Consider the following 19,187-nt stretch of genomic DNA (forward strand, 5'->3'; position numbering starts at 1 on the left):
GGACCGCCCTTGCGCTGGCAGCGATCTGCCTGGCGGAACTCGGGGCGACGCCGCAAAACGTGCCATTTTAGCAGGTCCGCGTGCGTGGGCACGCCGTGCCCACCTTGGTTATTCGCGTTATGCGCCCAGGCCTGCCGCGTGCTCGCGCGCCACGTCCGCATCCTTGCGCCGGGCCTCGCGCTGTGACGGGCTCATCATGGTGGGCCAGCCGATCAGGTGCTGCTCGGCAATTTCCGCCAGCCCCGTGATCCAGGCCGGGTTATCGTTCAGGCAGGGAATGTAGTGGTAGTCCTGGCCACCGTTCGATTCGAACTCGTGCCGCACTTCCATATTGATCTCTTCCAGCGTCTCCAGGCAGTCGCTGGTGAAGCCGGGGCACATCACGTCGATGCGTTTGACGCCTTCGCGCGCCAGCTGCTGCACGGTCGGCGCCGTATAGGGCTGCAGCCACTCGGCGCGCCCGAAGCGCGACTGGAAGGTGACCACGTACTGCTCGGGCGACAGGCGCAGGCGCGCCGCCAGCAGGCGCGCGGTGCGCTGGCATTCGCAGTAATACGGGTCGCCCAGGGTCAGGGTCCGCTTGGGCACGCCATGGAAACTCATCACCAGCCTGTCGCCGCGGCCGTGGGCTTCCCAATAGTCCAGCACCGAGTCGGCGAGCGCCTCGATATAGCCTTCATGGTCGTGGTAGTGCTTGACCAGGCGCAGCTCGGGAATATTGCGCACCTGGGCGTAGTGGGCATAGACGGCATCCCAGATCGAGGCCGTGGTCGTGCCCGAATACTGCGGATAGGCCGGCAGCACCACGATGCGGTCGACGCCCTTCGCCTTCAGGCCGTCCAGCACCTCCGGCAGCGCCGGCGAGCCGTAGCGCATCGCCATCGCCACCTCGACGTCCTCGTGGCCGCGCTCGCCGAGCAGTTCCGCCAGCTTCGCCGCCTGCCGCGCCGTGTACACCTTCAGCGGCGAACCTTCGCGGGTCCAGATCATCGCGTACTTTTCCGCCGACTTGCCGGAGCGGAAAGGCAGGATGACGAGATGCAGGATCAGCTTCCAGACGGCGCGCGGGATCTCCACCACGCGCGGATCGGACAGGAACTGCTTCAGGTAGCGCCGCACCGCTGTCCGGGTGGGCGCATCGGGCGTGCCGAGGTTGACCAGCACGACGGCGCTTTTGGCGACCGTGCCGTGGGTGTGGGGCGGTTCTTTTCTGAAGGGCATAAAGTGGCGGAGGTTCATGAAGCCAGCAGCTCGCGTGCGTGCTTGCGGGTAGTCTCGGTGATCTCGATGCCGCCCAGCATGCGCGCCACCTCTTCCACCCTTTCCTTCTTGTCCAGCACGTCGATGCGCGAGACCGTCTTGCCCTCGCCGGTGGTGCCCTTGGCCACCTGGAAGTGCTGGTTGGCCTGGCTCGCCACCTGCGGCAGGTGGGTCACGCACAGCACCTGGCGGCTGTGGCCGAGGCGCTTCAGCAGGCGCCCCACCACCTCGGCGACGCCGCCGCCGATGCCGGTATCGACCTCGTCGAAGATCAGGGTCGGCACCGTGGTGGCGTTCGACGTGATGACGGAGATCGCCAGCGAGATGCGTGCCAGTTCGCCGCCCGAGGCCACCTTGGCCAGTGGACGCGGCGCGACGCCGGCATGGCCGGCCACCAGGAATTCGACCTGCTCCATGCCGTACACGGCCGGCTCGCAGGGATTCAGCGACACCACGAAGCGGCCGCCGCTCATCGACAGTTCCTGCATCGCTTCCGACACCTGCTCGCTCAAACGCTGCGCCGCATCCTGGCGCGTGGCGGACAGGCGGCCCGCCACTTCCAGGTAGGCGGCCTTGGCCTGCTGTTCCTGGCGGCGCAGGCCGTCGACGTCGCTGGCATCGGCCAGCTGGCGCAGCTTGGCTTTCAGCGTGGCGTGCTCGTCCGGCAGCTCCTCGGGCGTGACGCGGAACTTGCGGGCGGTGCTGTGGATCGCATCCATGCGCGCATCGACCTGGGACAGGCGCTCGGGGTCGAGCTCGACCTTGTCGATGTAGTCGTTCAGCGCGTACACCGCTTCCTGCAGCTGAATGCGGGCCGGCTCCATGCAGTCGAGCACGTTCTGCAGGCCGGCGTCGACGTCGGCCAGCTTGCCCAGCTTCTGGTTCAACGAGGACAGCTGCGACAAAATCGGCTGCTCGGCTTCGGAGATCGCGTTCAGGGCTTCCTGCGCGCCCTCGAGCAGGCTGGCCGCATGCGACAGGCGGCTGTGCTCGTTGGTGATCTCGGTCCATTCGCCCGGCTTCACGGCCAGTTTATCGAGCTCGCCGACCTGCCATTCGAGCCGCTCGCGTTCGAGCAGCACGTTCTTCGCATTGGTCTCGAATTCCTCGCGCTGGCGCGACAGCGCGCGCCAGGCCTTGTAGCAACTGGCGACCGCCTGCACCTGGGCCGTGGCTTCCGGATTGCGCACGGCGATCTGGTTGTCCAGCAGGGCGCGCTGGGCATCCTGCTTGAGCAGCGACTGGTGGGCGTGCTGGCCATGGATGTCGACCAGCATCTCGCCCAGCTCGCGCAACTGGCCGGCGGTGGCGGCGATGCCGTTGATGTAGGCCTTCGAGCGGCCGGCATTGTCGATCACCCGGCGCAGCAGCGCCCCGCCCTCCTCGACGCCGAACTCGTTCTGCTCGAGCCAGGCGGTGGCCGCCGGCGTGAGCGCGAAGTCGGCGCTGATGTCGGCCTTGGCCGCGCCCTCGCGCACCATGCTGGCGTCGCCGCGCCCGCCCAGCGCAAGCTGCAGCGCATCGATCAGGATCGACTTGCCGGCTCCGGTCTCGCCAGTGAAGACCGTGAAGCCATTCGAGAACTCGAGTTCGATCGTGTCGACGATGACGAAGTCGCGGATGGTCAATGTGCGCAACATGAAGAAACAGGTCTCCTGGTTTCGGAATGCTTGGTTTATTTGAGCTTGCCGTCGCTGGACGGATACTCGTTCCAGTGCAGCTTTTCGCGCAGGGTGTGGTAGTAGCTCCACCCTTCGGGATGCAGGAAGGTAATGGTGTCGGGCGAGCGCGAGATCATGATCTGGTCGCCGTGCTGCAGGCTCGTGAAAGTCTGCATGTCGAAGTTCACGCTGATGTCGCGGCCATTCATGATCTCGACCACGATGTCGCTGGTGTCCGGCACCACGATCGGACGGTTCGACAGCGCGTGCGGCGCAATCGGCACCAGCACGATGCCGGCCAGGCTCGGATGCAGCAGCGGGCCGCCGGCCGACAGCGCGTAGGCGGTCGAGCCGGTGGGCGTGGAGACGATCAGGCCGTCCGAACGCTGGTTGTACATGAAGGTGCCGTCCACCGTGACCTTCAGTTCGGCCATGCCGGCGCCGGAACCGCGCGACACCACGACGTCGTTCACCGCCACCGAGCAGTGGATCTCCTTGCCGTCGCGCACCAGGCGGGCCTCGAGCAGGGTGCGCTCCTCGCCGCGGGCCTTGCCGCTGAGGATCTCGGCCAGCGCCGGCAGCATGCGGCCGATCGGGATGTCGGTCATGAAGCCCAGGCGCCCCTGGTTGATGCCGATGAGGGGCACCTTGTAGCGGGCCAGCTGGCGCGCCACGCCCAGCATGGTGCCGTCGCCGCCGACCACGATGGCGGTGCTGGCCTGCCGGCCGATCTCGTCGATCGTCATCGCGGTCACACCATCCACCTTCACGTGGCCGGCCGTATCAAGCTCCAGCACCGGCAGGTAGCCGGCGCCGCGCAGGAAGTCGACGATGGCCTGCACCGGCTCGTCGATGCCGGCGGTGTTGTGCCGCACGACCAGCGCGATGGTTTGTTGCGATTCGGGCGTAGCGGGCATAGGGAAATCTCGGCGGTAATGAAAAACGACACGGGGGAGATTAACCGATTCTCCCGGCTTCTGCCATACGGCCGCTCAGCGATTACTGTACAAACGCACAGTATATTTGCCCGGCGCGCATCCGGCAAGATTCGGATCAGTGCGAGGCGCCAAGCGCTACCGCCACACCGATGGCGCACGACAGCGCCAGCAGGTGCAGGAACATCAGCGTGCACCAGCGCAGCGCCGTGAGCTTGCGCGAACCGCCGTACACCCGCCGCATCGCGGTCGGCAGGTAGAAGACCAGCCACAGGCCCAGCAAGTTGCCGACGTAGGGAAGCCGCAGCGGCTTCTGGAGGATGATGAGGGTGAGCATCAGGAATGCGAAGGCATTCGTGTGCAGCGCGAACAGCAGGTGCTCGCCGTAGCGCTTGCCCGAACCCAGGTAGAGGATCTTCAGGAACAGGGCGAACAGCGGCATCATGGCGAACACCGCGTAGGGTGCGTAGCTGTAGAAGGCCTTCTTTGCCTTGGCGCCATTGTCCTCGCTGGTCGAGCTGACGATGCTCTCGATGAACGATTCGAAGCCCGACTTGTCGTCCTCCTCGTCCTTCTGCAAGGTGGCCGTCTTCGCATGCGGGTCGTCGCCCTCGTTCTCATCCGGCTTGGCGCTTGCCTGCGCTTCGGGCTTGGCCGGCGGCGCCTCGGGTGCGGTCGCGGGCGCCGCATGTTTCTTGTCTCCCGGATCGACCTGGATCACCGGAACACCTTCGAGTTTGACGTCACCGACATGATGATCCTCGCCCATGAACTTAAACAGGGCAAAGAAGATCAGGCTGAAGGTCAGGTAGACGCGCAGCGGCTGGATATAGCGTACGCGGCGTCCCTGCATGTATTCGAGGCTCAGCTGGCCGGGCTTGAGCAGCAGCAGCTTCATCGTCTTCCACAGCTTGCCTTCCAGCGCCACGTAGTGGCCGATGAACTCGTGCAGGAATTCGCGCGTGCTGGGTGGATGCAGCACGGTCTCCTGCCCGCACTGGTGGCAGAAATTCCCGGACACGGCGGCGCCGCAGTTCGGGCAATCGCTGGCGGCATGGTGGTGGAGGACGACTTCGGAGGCGGCTTCAGAGTTCACGGCAATTCCCGGCAAACGGCACACAGGCAAGCATGTTAACCATTTAATTGCAAAAATGCATCATCCAATTGCGCGACCCGCTTTCACCCCACGCGTTAGGCTTTAAGCAATGTAAGCATGCCGAGGAGGATTGCTATGGTTGAAGAAGCCAAAGACCGTGTCGTCAACACCGACCGCAAGATCGAAGAGCAGGACTACAAGCGCGCACCGCACGAGCGCGACGAATCGCCGGACGGCCAGGGCGTCAAGCCGCGCGGCATCATCAAGCAGGCCGCCGAAGACCTGGAACAGGGACTGGTCGACACCGACAATTACCTGACCCGCAGCGACAAGGGCCTGGAAGACGCGGTTGCCAAGAAACCCGGCGCCACCGGCGAGGCCAACCCGCTGCCGGAGCGCAACCGCGACATGCGCGACCACGATTCCGTGGTTCCTGTGGATGGGGGCAAGAACCGATGAACGCACGCACGTCGCTCGCTGCCCTGCTGGGCGCCGCGGGCCTGTGCGCGTGCGCCCACCAGGCCGTCCCGCAGCAGGCGGCCACCGGTGGCTATCCGCCCGGCTTCGGTCCGGACCCGGTCCTGCCGGCGCCCGAACGTTCCCTGATCCCGACCCTGAACATTGCCCCGGCCGATCCGTGGCCGCCGGGCACGCATCCGGTGCCGGCCGCCGGGCTGCTTGCTACCGCCTATGCAAGCGGCCTCGAGCATCCGCGCTGGCTCTACGTGCTGCCGAACGGCGACGTGCTGGTCGCCGAGAGCAATAAGCCAAGCAATGGGCCCAAGGAAACGGGCATCCGTGCCAAGGTCCAGGGCATCGAGCAGAAACGCGCCGGCGCCGGCGTCGAGTCGCCCAACAAGATCATCCTGCTGCGCGGCGTGAAGGCCGACGGCACGGCCGATACCGTAACCGTGTTCGCGCAGAACCTGAACTCGCCCTTCGGCATGACCCTGGCCGGCAACGACCTCTACGTTGCGAATGCCGACGCGCTGTGGCGCTTCCCGTACAAGACCGGCGACACCACCCTCGGCGGCCCGGGCACCAAGGTGCTGGACCTGCCCGCCGGCATCAATCACCACTGGACCAAGAACGTGGCCGCCTCGCCCGACGGCAAGAAGCTGTACGTGACCGTCGGTTCGAACAGCAACGTCGCCGAAAACGGCATGGCCGCCGAACAGGGCCGCGCCGCGATCTGGGAACTCGACATCGCCAGCGGCAAGAGCCGTGTCTATGCGTCCGGCCTGCGCAATCCGAACGGCCTCGCCTTCCAGCCGCAGACCGGCGCCATGTGGACCGTCGTCAACGAGCGCGACGAGCTGGGCAACGACCTGGTGCCGGACTACATGACGGCGGTGAAGGACGGCGCCTTCTATGGCTGGCCCTACAGCTACTACGGCCAGCACGTCGATACCCGCGTCAAGCCGCAGAAGCCGGAACTGGTCGCCAGCGCGATCGCGCCCGATTACGCGCTGGGCGGGCACACGGCCTCGCTGGGCCTGGCCTTCTACGACGCCGGCCTGATGCCGCAATTCAGGAACGGCGCCCTGGTCGGCCAGCACGGCTCGTGGAACCGCAAGCCGCACTCCGGCTACAAGCTGATCTACGTGCCTTTTACCGACGGCAAGCCCAGCGGTCCGCCGCAGGACGTGCTGACGGGATTCCTGAGCAAGGACGGCAAGGCCTACGGGCGTCCGGTCGGGGTCGCGGTCGACAGGCAGGGCGCGATCCTGCTTGCGGACGACGTCGGCAATGTCGTCTGGCGCATCACACCAGCAACAAAGTAAGCATTCAAAAGGAGAACGACGATGATCAAGCGTAAGGGAAGCGCCGTCTGGAGCGGCGGCCTGAAAGACGGCAAGGGCACGGTCTCGACCCAGAGCGGCGCGCTCAACCAGCAGCAGTACGGCTTCAACACCCGCTTCGAAGACGGCGCCGGCACCAACCCGGAAGAACTGCTGGCGGCAGCCCACGCCGGCTGCTTCACGATGGCCCTGTCGGCCCAGCTGGGCGAAGCCGGCATGACGGCCCAGAAGCTGGAAACCACGGCCACGGTCTCGCTCGACAAGGCGGACGGCGGCTTCGCGATTCCGGCCGTTCACCTCGACCTGGTCGCCACCATCCCCGGCGCCAACGAGCAGGCTTTCCAGGAAGCGGCCCGCAAAGCCAAGGAAGGCTGCCCGGTGTCGAAGCTGTTCAACGCCAACATCACACTGGACGCCAGGCTTCAATCGTGACCGTAGGGTGGGCTCTCCTAGCCCACGCGTGAGGTCTGCATCCTGAAGGCTTGCGCGTGGGCACGGCGTGCCTACCCTACGTCAGCGGTGTCAGCAAAGATCCGTCCGAGCGCATAAAATCCTCGCTTTCCGTTCACACTATCAGGAACAACAATGCGCATCCTGCACACCATGTTACGCGTCGGCGATCTGCAGCGCTCCATCGACTTCTACACCAAGGTGCTCGGCATGAAGCTGCTGCGCACCAGCGAGAATCCGGAATACAAGTACACCCTGGCCTTCGTCGGCTACGGCAACAACCCGGACCACGCCGAGCTCGAGCTGACCTATAACTGGGGCACCGACAAGTACGAGATGGGCACGGCCTACGGCCACATCGCGATCTCGACCGAGGACATCTACAACACCTGCGACCAGGTGCGCGCGGCCGGCGGCAACATCACCCGCGAGCCGGGCCCCGTCAAGGGCGGCACCACCGTGATCGCCTTCATCACCGATCCGGACGGCTACAAGGTCGAACTGATCGAGCGCGCCGACCATGCCGGCGGTGGCGGCCTGAGCAGCTAAATCGGCCGGGGCCGGCAGCCTTTTGCCGGCCCTGCTACAATCCTTCTCGCCTGCTCTGCGGGCACACAAACAGATACGTCTTCGGGGCGGGGTGCGATTCCCCACCGGCGGTATGGCCATCATGGCCGAGCCCGCGAGCGCCTGCCATGCAGGGTCAGCAGACCTGGTGAGAAGCCAGGGCCGACGGTATAGTCCGGATGAAAGAAGATGTGCGTCATCACGCGTCCTGCTGCCGCTTCGGCATGCGGTGCCGCGCCATTTCGCTTTGCCCTGATGCGTTCCTTTAACTTCATGCGAGGAGCGTCTCAATGACCAGCACCACCATCAATACCTTCACCCTTGAAAGCAGTGACCTGGAAGGCCGCATCGCCGCCGCCCTCGAGGCCACGCGCGCGGGCATTCCCGTGATCCTGCTCGACGACTTCGACCGCGAGAACGAGGCCGACCTGATCGTCGCCGCCGAAAAACTCACGGTCGAGACCATGGCCGTGATGATCCGCGAGTGCAGCGGCATCGTCTGCCTGTGCCTGTCCGATAGCAAAGTGCGCGCGCTCGACCTGCCGCCGATGGCGCCGGAAAACGGCAGCCGCTACGGCACACCCTTCACCGTCTCGATCGAGGCACGCGAAGGCGTCACCACCGGCGTCTCGGCCCAGGACCGCGTCACCACGATCCGTGCCGCCATCGCCCCCGATGCCAAACCCGAAGACCTGGTGCGCCCGGGCCACGTGTTCCCGCTGCGCGCCAACCCGGCCGGCGTGCTGGGCCGCAAGGGCCACACCGAAGGCTCGGTCGACCTCGCCATCCTGGCCGGCCTGCAGCCATCCGCCGTGCTGTGCGAACTGATGAACGAAGACGGCACCATGATGCGCGGCGAGGCGATCGAACGCTTCGCGCGCGAGCGTGCTTATCCGATCCTGACGATTGCGGAGTTGATCGAGTGGCGTACCCAGCTTGAGCAGCAGGCTGCTTGAATAAACTTGCAAATCACTGCCGCAACAAAAAATGGCGCCGAAGCGCCATTTTTTCCATCGAAGCTAAAACAGCTTACGGCTGCTGCAACAAGGCATTGATCGGCTGCAGATCTTCCTCCCGCAGCGAACCGGCGGCCGCCTTCAGTTTCAGGCCGGCCAGGATGGTGTTGTAACGCGCCTTGGCCAGGTCGGTGCGGGTCTGGTACAGCTGGCGCTGGGCGTTCAGCACGTCGATGTTGATACGCACGCCCACCTGGTAACCCAGCTTGTTCGATTCCAGCGCCGAGTTGCTCGACACCTCGGCCGCTTCCAGCGCCTTCACCTGGGCCAGGCCCGAGTTCACGCCGAGGAAGGACTGGCGCGCCAGCAGCGCGGCGTTGCGGCGGTTCGCCTCCAGGTCGTTCCTGGCCTTGTCTTCCAGGGCGATCGCTTCGCGCACGCGGCTGGTGACGGCAAAGCCGCTGAAGATCGGGATGCTGTAGGCGATGCCGATCGAGTTGTTGGTCGTGCGGCCCGACTGGCCCGAAAACGCGCCGTTGACATTGCGATGCTGCGAGTTCGCCGTCAGGTCCAGGGTCGGATAGTGGCCGGCGCGGTTCTTCGAGATGTCGCGCTTGGCCGATTCGAGCTGCAGCTCGGCCACCGACACGGCGTAGTTCTGGTTCTCGGCGGCCGAGACCCACTGGTCGACGTTGATCGGCTGCGGCGCGGTCAGGTTGACGCCGGTGCGCAGAGTCGCCAGCGCGCTAGGGGGGGTGCCGATGATGGCCTGCAGCGCCGTCTTCTTGGTCTCCAGGTCGTTGACCGCGGCGATCTCCTGCGAGATCACCAGGTCGTAGGCGGCCTGGGCTTCATGGGTGTCGGTGATGGTCTGGGTGCCGACTTCGAAGTTGCGCTTCGCCGAGGCCAGCTGCTCGGTCACGGCTTCCTTCTGGGCCCGGGTCGAGGCCAGGGTGTCCTGGGCGGCCAGCACGTCGAAGTAGGCCTGGGACACGCGGGTGATCAGGTCCTGCTGGGCCTGGGCGAACTGGGCTTCCGAGATCGCCTGCTGCAGCTTGCTCTGCTGGTAGGTTTCCCAGCGGTCCCAGCGGAACAGCGGCTGCGACAGCTGGACGTTGATTTCCTTGGCGGTCAGGTTCGGACCGCCCGATGCCACGAAGCCGCCGGTGGGGTTGCCGTTCGCGTCGAGAATCGGCTGGCCTTCGTTGAACGGCGCGTAGTCGTTGTTGGTCTTGGTAATGCCCCCCGTGATGCCGACGGTCGGCAGCAACCCCGCACGCCCCTGGGGAACGCGCTCGCGGCCGGCCTGAGCCGAAGCGCGCGCGCTCGCATAGGTGGCGTCATTCGCCAGAGCCTGCTGGTACACCTGGAGCAGATCGGCCGCCTGGGCGTTGAGCGAGAAAAACGCGCTGGCCAACAGCACGGCGATGAGGGGTTTCTGCATTACTTTCTCCGTCGGAGTCATCAATAGTCAAGGACGCAGACCGCCGTCGATGCTCAGTACTTCGGCATCGATGGATCGACCTGCACGGCCCAGGCGTGTACGCCGCCTGTCAAATTGGTAATCTTTTCAAATCCGTTACGCTCCAGGAAAGCTGCGACCTGCATGCTGCGCGCGCCGTGATGGCACACGCAAACGATTTCCTGGTCATCATCCAGTTCGCTCACGCGGATCGGAATCAGATTCATCGGGATCTGGGTCGAGCCCGCGATATTGCAGGTCTCGAATTCCCAGTTTTCCCGCACATCGAGCAGCAGCGGTTTCGGGCGCGACGGGTCGGCCAGCCAGGCGGCCAACTCGGGAGCGGTAATGTGCTGCATCGTCTGCCTCTTCCTTCAGAACTGGAAGTGCGACACGGCCGGCGCGCCGGCCAGGTACTTCACATTGGTCTCGAACACTTTTACCGTGTTCCAGCTGTTCTCGCCGGTGCGGGTGACGATGTTGAATTCCATGGCCGGCGGCTCGCCGACGATGGCGGCGATGCGGCCGCCCACTTTCACCTGCTTCAGGAAGGCTTCCGGCAGCACCTCCAGCGCGCCCGAGATCACGATCACGTCGTACGGGGCGCCCTTGTCCCAGCCAGCCGCGCCGTTGCCCAGTTCCACGACCACATTGCCGATGCCGGCCTTGGCCAGGTTCTTCTCTGCCAGTTCCTTGATTTCCGGGTTCACTTCCACGCTCGTGACCTTGGCAGCGCGGTGCGCCATCAGGGCCGCCATGTAGCCCGAGCCGGTGCCGATTTCCAGCACGTTTTCATGCTTCTTCAGGCCGATGTCCTGCAGGATGCGCGCCTCGATCTTCGGGTTCAGCATTGCCTGGCCGCCCGGCAGCGGGATCTCGGCATCCGCGAACGCCAGGTTCTGGTACTCGGCCGGCACGAACTGTTCGCGCTTGACCACGTGCAGCAGGTCGAGGATGTCGGTGTCCAGCACGTTCCAGGGGCGGATCTGCTGTTCGATCATGTTGAAGCGGGCTTGTTCGATATTCATCTTGATACTCGGCGGAAAAAGAAATAATCCGATATTTTATCGTTGAACGGCCTCGGGAAACACATCTTAGCGATATGGCACCCAAGACCACGGGAAATTGCGACAGTCTGCAGTTTAGAAGGGATGAACGCCGAAAAATGGCGTCTTGACGTTGCTGGACAGTTCACGCGGCGGTCGGCCGCGCAGCATCCGGCGCCGGAAGCAGGCCGTTCAGGGCCATGTCCAGGAAGGTGTCGAGGAAGGCCAGCGGCTCCAGCTCCGCGCGCGGGCAGGGGCCGACCGAATGCTTCCAGGTGATCAGCATGAGCATGGGCGCGATCAGCACCTGGGTCATCAAGTTGACGTCCAGCGGCCTGAACTCGCCGCGCGCGATGCCGCGCTCGAGCATGCCGGACATGGCCGCGGTGCCGCGCTTGATGACCTCATCCTGGTAGAAGCAGGCCAGTTCCGGGAAATTGTCGGCTTCGGCAGTGACCAGCTTGATGATGCCGGAGGCCTTGGTCGCGCCCAGGCGCTGCCACCAGGAGTGGATCAGGTGGCGCAGCAGGTCCGCGCTGTGGCCTTCGAATTCGGCGACCGAGACTTCGGCCTCGCCGATCACGGGCACGATGCTGCTGCGGACCACGGCCTTGAACAGCTCTTCCTTGTTTTCGTAGTACAAATAGAGCGTGCCCTTCGAGACGCCGGCGCGACGCGCGACGTCTTCCAGGCGTGTGGCGGCGTAGCCACGTTCGACGAACAGGTCGATGGCTGCCTCCAGCAACTCCTGGGGCCGCGCGTCTTTACGGCGCTCCCAGCGTGGCTTGGTTTCGAAAGGGCATGGCATTGCTTCTGTCCGACAACTAACTGTTGAGTCAGGAAATATAGACCCGGGGCTGGGGGCAGTCAAGCTGTGGCGAGTATACTTACAGCATGAACTCCCCGCTTTCCTCCCTCGGTTGCCGGCCTGGCTGCGGCGCCTGCTGTATTGCTCCATCGATTACGAGTCCGATCCCGGGAATGCCTGATGGGAAACCTGCCGGGGTCAGGTGCATTCAGTTGGGTGAGGACAACCGCTGCCTTGTCTTCGGCAAACCGGAGCGGCCGCCGTTTTGCGGAGGGCTGCAACCGTCCGAAGACATGTGCGGCGCGAATCGCACACATGCCATCCATTGGCTAAGCGAACTGGAGCGCGCGACGGCACCGCTCTGACGTTCTGGTTCCGGCGCCCGGGCTCTGCGTCAGAATATTTCCCATTGGCAAAACAAGATGCCATCGATATAATTATTTATCTTGCTTTTCTGACTCTTCCCGGATCCTCCAATGAGCGGTGTTCTCGATGTCCGTAACGACGCTGGCGAAGGCAGTGTCGCCAATCGCGACAATGTCATGTCCCTTCACCATGTCGACAGCCTGGTAACCCAGACCGGGACGAACATCGGCAATGGGCGCGTCACCGCCGTTGCGCAGGAACTCCTGAACTACGACCCTGAAGCCCAGGTGTGGCAAGACTCGCCGACCCTGGCACTGATGCTGTCCAGCGTCCTCAAATGGGTCGTTCTCGTCCTCATCTGGCTGGCTGCCCTTGCCGTGTTTGCTCCCGCCCCATCCCTTCCCGGCACCCCGGTCGCCGAGGCCGCACAGCCGGCCCAGCCCCCTGTCGCGGCCGACAAGCATGGCCATGGCAAGAAAAAGACGCGTGCAGCCAACAAGAGCGCAAGCGTTGCCAATGAACAGGTTGCCAAGGCAAGCAGCAGCGCTTCGGCAAGCGGACCTGACGACACCTGGTACCAGGTCGCCAGATGGGCCGGCATCCTGATCGTGGCTTATCAAGTCTACTCTCACTGCGTGTGGGCGCTAAGGCTGAAAAATATCCGGTACAAGATGTCGTCGCAGCGTTTGACGATCGAGTCAGGTATCTTCAGCAAGACGACGAATACTTACGAGCTGCACAAACTTGACTCTTCCGGCCAGATCCACAGCCCCCTCTTCCTTCGGATGGTTGGGCGAGCCAATCTTTACGTCGGTGTCTGGTTGAGCGGGATTCGCAATGCCGAAGCAGTCCGGGATCTCGTCCGCAATGCGGGACAGATCGAAGCCAGCCGGGTCGACAAGGCGCGCTGGCGCTGACTTCCCCGTCCTCCCGGTCCACGGGAGACGGAATACCTTCCACTCCCATGACCGTCGTCCCGGCGGTCAGCTGTACTCTTGCCTGCGGAAAAAAAGCCACCACCTGATGCGGGGAACTCGACGGTAGGGTGCTTCGCCGTGGTAAGCTTGCGCCCTGCTTGCCGCAAGCCTGCGCAGCACCCCTTCCGCGTTTCGCATCCACAATAACATCCTTACCAAAACTTCATGGACATCATTCTCGCCCTGAAAGCGATCATCATGGGCCTCGTCGAAGGCTTCACCGAGTTCCTGCCGATCTCCTCTACCGGTCACCTGATCCTGGCCGGCAGCCTGATCAACTTTACGGGCGAAGTCGCCAAGGTGTTCGAGATTGCAATCCAGGCCGGCGCCATCCTCGCCGTGATGTGGGAATACCGTGCGCGCATCGGTACCGTGATGCAAGGTTTGACCTCGGATCCGCGCCAGCAGAAGTTCGTGGTCAACCTGTTCGTCGCCTTCCTGCCGGCCGCCGTGCTGGGCCTGCTGTTCAGCAAGGCGATCAAGAATCACCTGTTCGCCCCGGCGCCGGTCGCGTTCGCCTTCATCATCGGCGCGCTGGTGATCCTGTGGGCGGAGCGCCGCCACAAGACCCTGGCCGGTTCGCACCGCATCGAGACCGTCGACGACATGACCATGATCGACGCCTTCAAGGTCGGCTGCGCCCAGTGCTTCGCGCTGATCCCGGGCACCAGCCGCTCGGGCGCCACCATCATCGGCGGCATGCTGTTCGGCCTGTCGCGCAAGGCGGCTACCGAATTCTCCTTCTTTCTGGCGATCCCGACCCTGCTGGCAGCCACCGTGTACTCGGTGTTCAAGGCGCGCCACGACCTGCACACGACCGACCTGCCGCTGTTCCTGATCGGCGGCGTGGCCGCCTTCGTGTCGGCCTTCCTTTGCGTCCGTTGGCTCTTGCGCTTCATCAGCACGCATGACTTCACGGGCTTCGCCTGGTACCGTATCGTGTTCGGTATCGTCGTGCTGGTCACGGCGCACTTCGGCTGGGTGGTTTGGGCTGACTGAGCCGGGCTGGCTAACCTGAACAAAGTAACACCATGACGGACGACATCGAACAACGCGCGCTGCACATCCTGCAGACGGTCTTCGGCTATCCCGCCTTCCGCGGGCAACAGGCCGAGATCGTCGAGCAGGTCGCGCGCGGCGGCGACGCGCTCGTCCTCATGCCTACCGGCGGCGGCAAATCGCTGTGCTACCAGATCCCCGCCCTGCTGCGCGACGGCGTCGGCGTGGTGGTCTCGCCGCTGATCGCGCTGATGCAGGACCAGGTCGACGCCCTCGCCGAAGTCGGCGTGCGCGCGGCCTTCCTGAACTCGACCCAGACCTTCGAAGAGACCCTGCGCATCGAGCGCCTGGTGCGCACCGGCGAGCTGGACCTGGTCTACGTGGCGCCCGAGCGCCTGATGACGCCGCGCTGCCTGGAGCTGTTCGAGGCGTCCCACATCTCGCTGTTCGCGATCGACGAAGCGCACTGCGTCTCGCAATGGGGCCACGACTTCCGTCCGGAGTACATCCGCCTGTCGATCCTGCACGAGCGCTTCCCGCACGTGCCGCGCATCGCGCTGACCGCCACCGCCGACCAGCTTACCCGCGCCGAGATCGCCCACCGCCTGCAACTGGAAGAAGCGCGCCAGTTCGTGTCGTCCTTCGACCGCCCGAACATCCGCTACGCCATCGTCGAAAAGACCAACGGCCGCAAGCAGCTGCTGGACTTCATCACGACCGAGCACACCGGCGACGCCGGCATCGTCTATTGCCTGTCGCGCAAGAAGGTCGAGGAGACCGCCGAGTTCCTCAATGAAAACGGGATCCGCGCCCTGCCCTACCACGCCGGCATGGACTACGCGCTGCGCGCCGATAACCAGGCCCGTTTCCTGCGCGAAGACGGCATCGTGATGGTGGCGACCATTGCCTTCGGCATGGGCATCGACAAGCCGGACGTGCGTTTCGTCTGCCACCTCGACCTGCCGAAATCCCTCGAGGGCTATTACCAGGAAACGGGGCGCGCCGGCCGTGACGGCCTCCCCTCGAATGCGTGGATGGCCTATGGCCTGCAGGACGTGGTGCTGCAGCGCCGGATGATCGACGAGTCCGAGGCCGACGAGAATTTCAAGCGCGTGCTGGGCTCGAAGCTGGACGCCATGCTGGGCCTGTGCGAGACGCTGAGCTGCCGCCGGATGCGCTTATTGGAGTATTTCGGCGAGCGTTCCGGCCCCTGCGGCAACTGCGATACCTGCCTGATCCCGCCGGTGTCTTTCGACGCGACGGTGCCGGTGCAGAAGCTGCTGTCGGCCATCTACCGGGTCGACCAACGCTTTGCCGCCGGCCACGTGATCGACGTGCTGCGCGGGGTGCAGACGGAGCGCATCAGCCAGTGGCACCACGACAAGCTGACCGTGTACGGCGTCGGCGCCGACCGCAGCGAGCACGAATGGCGCGCCATCGTGCGCCAGGTGATTGCGTTGGGCCTGGTCACCGTCGACCACGACGCCTTCAGCTCCCTCAAACTGACGGAAAGCGCGCGCGCGGTCCTGAAGGGCGAGCGCAAGGTGGAACTGCGCCAGTACCAGAAGCCGGTCAAGCAGAAGCGCCAGGCCGGTCCCACCAAGGGCTACGTCGAGATGGACCTGTCGCCGGCCGAGCAGAAGATCTTCGAAAAGCTGCGCTGGTGGCGCCTCGAGACCGCCAAGGCGCACAGCGTGGCGGCCTTCATCATCTTTGGCGACGCCACCCTGCGCGAGATCGCCAAGGTCAAGCCGACTTCGCTGGACGAGCTGCGCGGCGTGTCCGGCGTGGGGGCGAAGAAGCTGACCTCGTATGGCGACGAGATCGTATCGATGATTTCCGAGATGGTGTGATTTTCACTCCCGGAACAGGTGCACGAACGTCCGGCTCACCGCCAGCTTCTCCTCGCTCCCCTTCACCAGCACCTGCATGCGTTCGGCGTCGATACGCTCGGCAGCCAGGATCGCATTCACGTTGACCACGGTGGCGCGGTGGATCTGCCAGAAGCGGTCCGGATCGAGACCGCTCAACAGATCCTTCAGCGGCGTGCGCACCAGGGCTTCGTAATCGCGCAGCACGATGCGGGTGTAGCGGGTGTCGGCCTGGAAGAACAACACCTCGTCGACGTCGATCACGCGCACCTGGCGGCCGACGCTGGCCTTGATCCACCTGGTGCGCTCGTGGTGCAGGCCCGGCAGCGCCGCCTTCAGGTGGCGCAGCAACTCGCCCATGCCGGCGCCGGAGGCTTCCGTTCGCATCGACAGCTTGCCGCGCAGGCGCGCCACCGCCTTGTCCAGGCGCTCGGCCTGCAGGGGCTTGAGCAGGTAGTCGACCGCGCCGGTGTCGAAGGCATCGACGGCGTACTGGTCGTAGGCGGTGACGAACACCACGTGGGCCATGGCGCCGATGCGCTCGGCCACTTCGAGGCCCGACAGGCCCGGCATGCGGATGTCGAGGAAGGCCACGTCCGGCTCGTGCTCCAGGAAGCCGTCCCAGGCGTCGTTGCCGTTTTCCGCCACCAGCACGACGCGCGCCTCGGGCCAGCATTGCGCCAGCAGTTCCAGCAGGCGCTCGCGCATCAGGGGTTCGTCTTCGGCGACCAGCACCGTGGGATTCGTGCTCATGCTCATGCCTGCGGATGGGGGATGATGACGTCGGCGATCAGTCCCGGATCGCCGTCATGCAGCGCCAGGCCGGTGGCCTCGCCGTAGGCCAGGCGCAGGCGCAGGCGCACGTTATCGAGGCCGGTGCCGCCGCCCTCGTCCTGCTCCGGGATCGTGCTCATGCCGACGCCGCCATCCCGCACGCGGATCCGCACCTTGCCGTCGACCAGCTCGGCCGAGACCGTGACCTCGCCGCCGCGCAAGGCCGGTTCGATGCCGTGCTTGATCGCGTTCTCGACCAGGGTCAGGAGGATCATGCTGGGCAGCCGCACCTGTTCCAGCGCGCGCGGCAGTTGCAGGGAGAAGCGCAGGCGCTCGCCCAGCCGCACCTGCATCACTTTCAGGTAAGACTCGACCAGGCCGAACTCCGCGGCCAGGCAGACCTGCTCGCTGCGCATGTCGCGCATGCTGGAGCGCAGGAAGTCGATCAGGTTAGCGGTCAATTCGGCGGCGCGCGGCGCGCCATGCTGGGCCAGCTGCTGCACCGCGCCCAAGGTATTGAACAGGAAGTGCGGCTCGATCTGGGCGCGCAGCAGGCGTAACTGGGATTCGGACAGTTCACGCGCCAGGCGCGCCTGCTCGGCTTCGCGCTGCAGCTGCACGTTGAGGGCCTCGTAATGACGGTTGCGAAGGATGCTGATCAGGAGCACCGGCGCCAGGATAGCCAGCGAACCGGCCAGGACACCGCCCGTGAAATGCGACACCCTCTCCATCGTATGCGCCAGCGGCTGGCCTTGCAGCCACATGGTCATGAGGGTCGAACCCACGGCGGCGAAGACGGCAAACCCCACCACTGCCAGCAGCAGCTTCAGCTTTTCCTGCGAAAACTGGCGATAGTTGAACCAGGCGCCGATGAGGGCAAAGGCCAGCGCAATGCCGCAGGCGTTGGCGCTGACGATTGCCGCGACCCAGCCGATATCTGGAGAGTGCAGGTGCAGGGCCGCACCGCACAGCGTGAAGACGGCCAACAAGCCGCAGGTCCAGACCCTGCCGCGCCAGCCCTTCATGGCAAGCGAGAAAGCGCGCATCTGCTGGCGCTCCACCGGCGAGCGTTCGGCCAGTTTCCGGCAGATGAGTCGGAGGCTGGGGTCTTCCGTACTGGACGCCAGTTCCGGCCGCTCGAGCACGGCAATATGCTTGTCGACGTTTGCGATCGCCCGATACTGGTCCAAAAACTTGCGCCACATGATGCCTCCTTCGCAATCGTTAATATATAGCAACGATTACAGTCTAGGCAGGCCAGTCGGCGCCGGAAAGCAAAAAGGGACGAGCGACGAATCCGGGTGGATGAACGACGACCCCGCCTCCGCGGAAGGGCATTTCCGGCAATGCCGGGAATGACAAATTATTTTTTAGTGAACACCAGGTCCCACACGCCATGGCCCAGCTTCAGGCCGCGGTTCTCGAACTTGGTCAACGGGCGGTAGGACGGCTTCTCGGCATAGCCCTCGGCGGTATTGGCGAGCTGCGGTTCGGCGCCCAGCACTTCCAGCATCTGCACCGCGTAGTCTTCCCAATCGGTGGCGCAGTGAATGTAGCCTCCCGGCGCCAGCTTGTCGCACAGGAGCTTGACGAAAGGCGGCTGGATCAGGCGGCGCTTGTTGTGGCGCGCCTTGTGCCATGGGTCCGGGAAGAAGATGTGGACGCCGGCCAGCGAGCCGTCGGCGATCATGTTGTTCAGCACCTCGACCGCGTCGTGCTGGATCAGGCGCAGGTTTTCGATGCCCTGCTCGCCGATCTGCTTGAGCAGGCTGCCCACGCCCGGCGTGTGCACTTCGACGCCGACGAAGTCCGTGCCCGGCATCGCCTTGGCGATATGGGCCGTGGTGTCGCCCATGCCGAAGCCAATCTCCAGCACCAGCGGCGCGTTGCGGCCGAAGGGCGCGTGGAAGTCGAAGGTCTCCTTGCGGTACTCGATCAGGAATTTCGGCCCGAATTCCTCGAGCGCGCGCGCCTGCCCGGTCGACAGCCGTCCCGCACGGGTAACGAAGCTGCGGATGCGGTGATCAAGCGGGTCGTAGAGCATCGGACGGCCTTGGCTGTTGGTGGGCGTATCGGAAGACATGATCGATCGGAGACAAGAGAAAAGGGTCGACATTATATCCCCAACGGGACGGAGCCAGCCGCCATTCTCGGACA

Annotated in this window: 20 protein-coding genes and 1 riboswitch; of the genes, 9 read left to right on the forward strand and 11 right to left on the reverse strand. The window is 64.7% G+C overall.

Annotated elements, in window-relative coordinates:
• Positions 1-117 precede the first annotated feature (117 nt).
• From hemH to AC1DOP_RS12905, 4 genes are all read right to left on the reverse strand, one after another.
• Entirely contained in the window at positions 118-1,221 is a 1,104-nt protein-coding gene (hemH, locus tag AC1DOP_RS12890; RefSeq protein ID WP_442122847.1) for a ferrochelatase, read from the reverse strand.
• A 14-nt stretch (positions 1,222-1,235) separates the two neighbouring features.
• Positions 1,236-2,900, reverse strand: coding sequence for a DNA repair protein RecN (gene recN / locus AC1DOP_RS12895; protein ID WP_442122846.1), 1,665 nt, complete (start codon positions 2,898-2,900; stop codon positions 1,236-1,238).
• Between the two features lie 35 nt (positions 2,901-2,935).
• Positions 2,936-3,838: an NAD kinase gene (locus AC1DOP_RS12900; RefSeq protein ID WP_477251572.1), complete on the reverse strand. Its 903-nt coding sequence runs from the start codon at positions 3,836-3,838 to the stop codon at positions 2,936-2,938.
• Between the two features lie 136 nt (positions 3,839-3,974).
• A complete protein-coding gene (locus tag AC1DOP_RS12905; protein WP_477251574.1) occupies positions 3,975-4,952 on the reverse strand; it encodes a DUF3667 domain-containing protein in 978 nt (325 codons plus the stop codon).
• A gap of 135 nt (positions 4,953-5,087) precedes the next feature.
• Here AC1DOP_RS12905 and AC1DOP_RS12910 point away from each other — a divergent pair, with 135 nt between their 5' ends.
• The 5 genes from AC1DOP_RS12910 (at position 5,088) to ribB (ending at position 8,727) form a co-directional block, all read left to right on the forward strand.
• Positions 5,088-5,411 (forward strand): hypothetical protein, encoded by a 324-nt coding sequence (locus tag AC1DOP_RS12910; RefSeq protein WP_442122843.1) that lies wholly within the window; start codon positions 5,088-5,090, stop codon positions 5,409-5,411.
• Entirely contained in the window at positions 5,408-6,736 is a 1,329-nt protein-coding gene (locus tag AC1DOP_RS12915) for a PQQ-dependent sugar dehydrogenase (protein WP_477251575.1), read from the forward strand. The genes AC1DOP_RS12910 and AC1DOP_RS12915 overlap by 4 nt, the downstream gene beginning before the upstream one ends.
• A 21-nt stretch (positions 6,737-6,757) precedes the next feature.
• Positions 6,758-7,186, forward strand: coding sequence for an OsmC family protein (locus tag AC1DOP_RS12920; RefSeq protein WP_442122841.1), 429 nt, complete (start codon positions 6,758-6,760; stop codon positions 7,184-7,186).
• Positions 7,187-7,339: 153 nt separating this feature from the next.
• Positions 7,340-7,753, forward strand: coding sequence for a lactoylglutathione lyase (gloA, locus tag AC1DOP_RS12925; RefSeq protein ID WP_442122840.1), 414 nt, complete (start codon positions 7,340-7,342; stop codon positions 7,751-7,753).
• A 73-nt stretch (positions 7,754-7,826) separates the two neighbouring features.
• Positions 7,827-7,966: riboswitch (FMN riboswitch) on the forward strand.
• 95 nt (positions 7,967-8,061) lie between these two features.
• Positions 8,062-8,727 carry a 3,4-dihydroxy-2-butanone-4-phosphate synthase gene (ribB, locus tag AC1DOP_RS12930; protein ID WP_477251578.1) on the forward strand — a complete coding sequence of 222 codons (666 nt, stop codon included), beginning with the start codon at positions 8,062-8,064 and terminating at the stop codon, positions 8,725-8,727.
• 73 nt (positions 8,728-8,800) lie between these two features.
• On the opposite strand, the gene AC1DOP_RS12935 is transcribed toward ribB, so the two are convergent.
• The 4 genes from AC1DOP_RS12935 to AC1DOP_RS12950 form a co-directional block, all read right to left on the reverse strand.
• Positions 8,801-10,171, reverse strand: coding sequence for a TolC family outer membrane protein (locus tag AC1DOP_RS12935; protein ID WP_442122838.1), 1,371 nt, complete (start codon positions 10,169-10,171; stop codon positions 8,801-8,803).
• 53 nt (positions 10,172-10,224) lie between these two features.
• On the reverse strand, positions 10,225-10,548 hold the full coding sequence (locus AC1DOP_RS12940) for a rhodanese-like domain-containing protein (RefSeq protein WP_442122837.1): 324 nt from the start codon (positions 10,546-10,548) through the stop codon (positions 10,225-10,227).
• 15 nt (positions 10,549-10,563) lie between these two features.
• Positions 10,564-11,217 carry a protein-L-isoaspartate O-methyltransferase family protein gene (locus AC1DOP_RS12945; RefSeq protein ID WP_442122836.1) on the reverse strand — a complete coding sequence of 218 codons (654 nt, stop codon included), beginning with the start codon at positions 11,215-11,217 and terminating at the stop codon, positions 10,564-10,566.
• A gap of 163 nt (positions 11,218-11,380) precedes the next feature.
• A complete protein-coding gene (locus AC1DOP_RS12950) occupies positions 11,381-12,043 on the reverse strand; it encodes a TetR/AcrR family transcriptional regulator (protein ID WP_442122835.1) in 663 nt (220 codons plus the stop codon).
• Positions 12,044-12,129: 86 nt separating this feature from the next.
• Here AC1DOP_RS12950 and AC1DOP_RS12955 point away from each other — a divergent pair, with 86 nt between their 5' ends.
• The 4 genes from AC1DOP_RS12955 (at position 12,130) to recQ (ending at position 16,238) form a co-directional block, all read left to right on the forward strand.
• Positions 12,130-12,408 (forward strand): YkgJ family cysteine cluster protein, encoded by a 279-nt coding sequence (locus AC1DOP_RS12955; RefSeq protein ID WP_442122834.1) that lies wholly within the window; start codon positions 12,130-12,132, stop codon positions 12,406-12,408.
• A 111-nt stretch (positions 12,409-12,519) separates the two neighbouring features.
• A complete protein-coding gene (locus tag AC1DOP_RS12960) occupies positions 12,520-13,326 on the forward strand; it encodes a YdbT family protein (protein WP_442122833.1) in 807 nt (268 codons plus the stop codon).
• Between the two features lie 225 nt (positions 13,327-13,551).
• Positions 13,552-14,385: an undecaprenyl-diphosphate phosphatase gene (locus AC1DOP_RS12965; protein ID WP_442122832.1), complete on the forward strand. Its 834-nt coding sequence runs from the start codon at positions 13,552-13,554 to the stop codon at positions 14,383-14,385.
• A gap of 32 nt (positions 14,386-14,417) precedes the next feature.
• Entirely contained in the window at positions 14,418-16,238 is a 1,821-nt protein-coding gene (recQ, locus tag AC1DOP_RS12970; RefSeq protein ID WP_477251582.1) for a DNA helicase RecQ, read from the forward strand.
• 3 nt (positions 16,239-16,241) lie between these two features.
• Here the strand turns inward: recQ and AC1DOP_RS12975 are convergent, their stop codons facing one another.
• The 3 genes from AC1DOP_RS12975 to trmB all read right to left on the reverse strand — a co-directional run bounded on the left by AC1DOP_RS12975 (position 16,242) and on the right by trmB (position 19,074).
• Positions 16,242-17,009, reverse strand: coding sequence for a LytR/AlgR family response regulator transcription factor (locus AC1DOP_RS12975; RefSeq protein ID WP_442122830.1), 768 nt, complete (start codon positions 17,007-17,009; stop codon positions 16,242-16,244).
• Positions 17,010-17,011: 2 nt separating this feature from the next.
• A complete protein-coding gene (locus tag AC1DOP_RS12980) occupies positions 17,012-18,235 on the reverse strand; it encodes a sensor histidine kinase (protein WP_477251584.1) in 1,224 nt (407 codons plus the stop codon).
• 158 nt (positions 18,236-18,393) lie between these two features.
• Positions 18,394-19,074: a tRNA (guanosine(46)-N7)-methyltransferase TrmB gene (trmB, locus tag AC1DOP_RS12985; RefSeq protein ID WP_442122883.1), complete on the reverse strand. Its 681-nt coding sequence runs from the start codon at positions 19,072-19,074 to the stop codon at positions 18,394-18,396.
• Positions 19,075-19,187: the final 113 nt, after the last annotated feature.

The organism is Massilia sp. 01N410, from assembly GCF_056399665.1.

Excerpts from the sequence above, each read along its gene's own strand:
- hemH (WP_442122847.1), bottom strand. The coding sequence starts at position 1,221 with ATGCCCTTCAGAAAAGAACCGCCCCACACCCACGGCACGGTCGCCAAA.
- recN (WP_442122846.1), bottom strand. The coding sequence starts at position 2,900 with ATGTTGCGCACATTGACCATCCGCGACTTCGTCATCGTCGACACGATC.
- AC1DOP_RS12900 (WP_477251572.1), bottom strand. The coding sequence starts at position 3,838 with ATGCCCGCTACGCCCGAATCGCAACAAACCATCGCGCTGGTCGTGCGG.
- AC1DOP_RS12910 (WP_442122843.1), top strand. The coding sequence starts at position 5,088 with ATGGTTGAAGAAGCCAAAGACCGTGTCGTCAACACCGACCGCAAGATC.
- AC1DOP_RS12915 (WP_477251575.1), top strand. The coding sequence starts at position 5,408 with ATGAACGCACGCACGTCGCTCGCTGCCCTGCTGGGCGCCGCGGGCCTG.
- AC1DOP_RS12920 (WP_442122841.1), top strand. The coding sequence starts at position 6,758 with ATGATCAAGCGTAAGGGAAGCGCCGTCTGGAGCGGCGGCCTGAAAGAC.
- gloA (WP_442122840.1), top strand. The coding sequence starts at position 7,340 with ATGCGCATCCTGCACACCATGTTACGCGTCGGCGATCTGCAGCGCTCC.
- ribB (WP_477251578.1), top strand. The coding sequence starts at position 8,062 with ATGACCAGCACCACCATCAATACCTTCACCCTTGAAAGCAGTGACCTG.
- AC1DOP_RS12935 (WP_442122838.1), bottom strand. The coding sequence starts at position 10,171 with ATGCAGAAACCCCTCATCGCCGTGCTGTTGGCCAGCGCGTTTTTCTCG.
- AC1DOP_RS12940 (WP_442122837.1), bottom strand. The coding sequence starts at position 10,548 with ATGCAGCACATTACCGCTCCCGAGTTGGCCGCCTGGCTGGCCGACCCG.
- AC1DOP_RS12945 (WP_442122836.1), bottom strand. The coding sequence starts at position 11,217 with ATGAATATCGAACAAGCCCGCTTCAACATGATCGAACAGCAGATCCGC.
- AC1DOP_RS12950 (WP_442122835.1), bottom strand. The coding sequence starts at position 12,043 with ATGCCATGCCCTTTCGAAACCAAGCCACGCTGGGAGCGCCGTAAAGAC.
- AC1DOP_RS12955 (WP_442122834.1), top strand. The coding sequence starts at position 12,130 with ATGAACTCCCCGCTTTCCTCCCTCGGTTGCCGGCCTGGCTGCGGCGCC.
- AC1DOP_RS12960 (WP_442122833.1), top strand. The coding sequence starts at position 12,520 with ATGAGCGGTGTTCTCGATGTCCGTAACGACGCTGGCGAAGGCAGTGTC.
- AC1DOP_RS12965 (WP_442122832.1), top strand. The coding sequence starts at position 13,552 with ATGGACATCATTCTCGCCCTGAAAGCGATCATCATGGGCCTCGTCGAA.
- recQ (WP_477251582.1), top strand. The coding sequence starts at position 14,418 with ATGACGGACGACATCGAACAACGCGCGCTGCACATCCTGCAGACGGTC.
- AC1DOP_RS12975 (WP_442122830.1), bottom strand. The coding sequence starts at position 17,009 with ATGAGCACGAATCCCACGGTGCTGGTCGCCGAAGACGAACCCCTGATG.
- AC1DOP_RS12980 (WP_477251584.1), bottom strand. The coding sequence starts at position 18,235 with ATGTGGCGCAAGTTTTTGGACCAGTATCGGGCGATCGCAAACGTCGAC.
- trmB (WP_442122883.1), bottom strand. The coding sequence starts at position 19,074 with ATGCTCTACGACCCGCTTGATCACCGCATCCGCAGCTTCGTTACCCGT.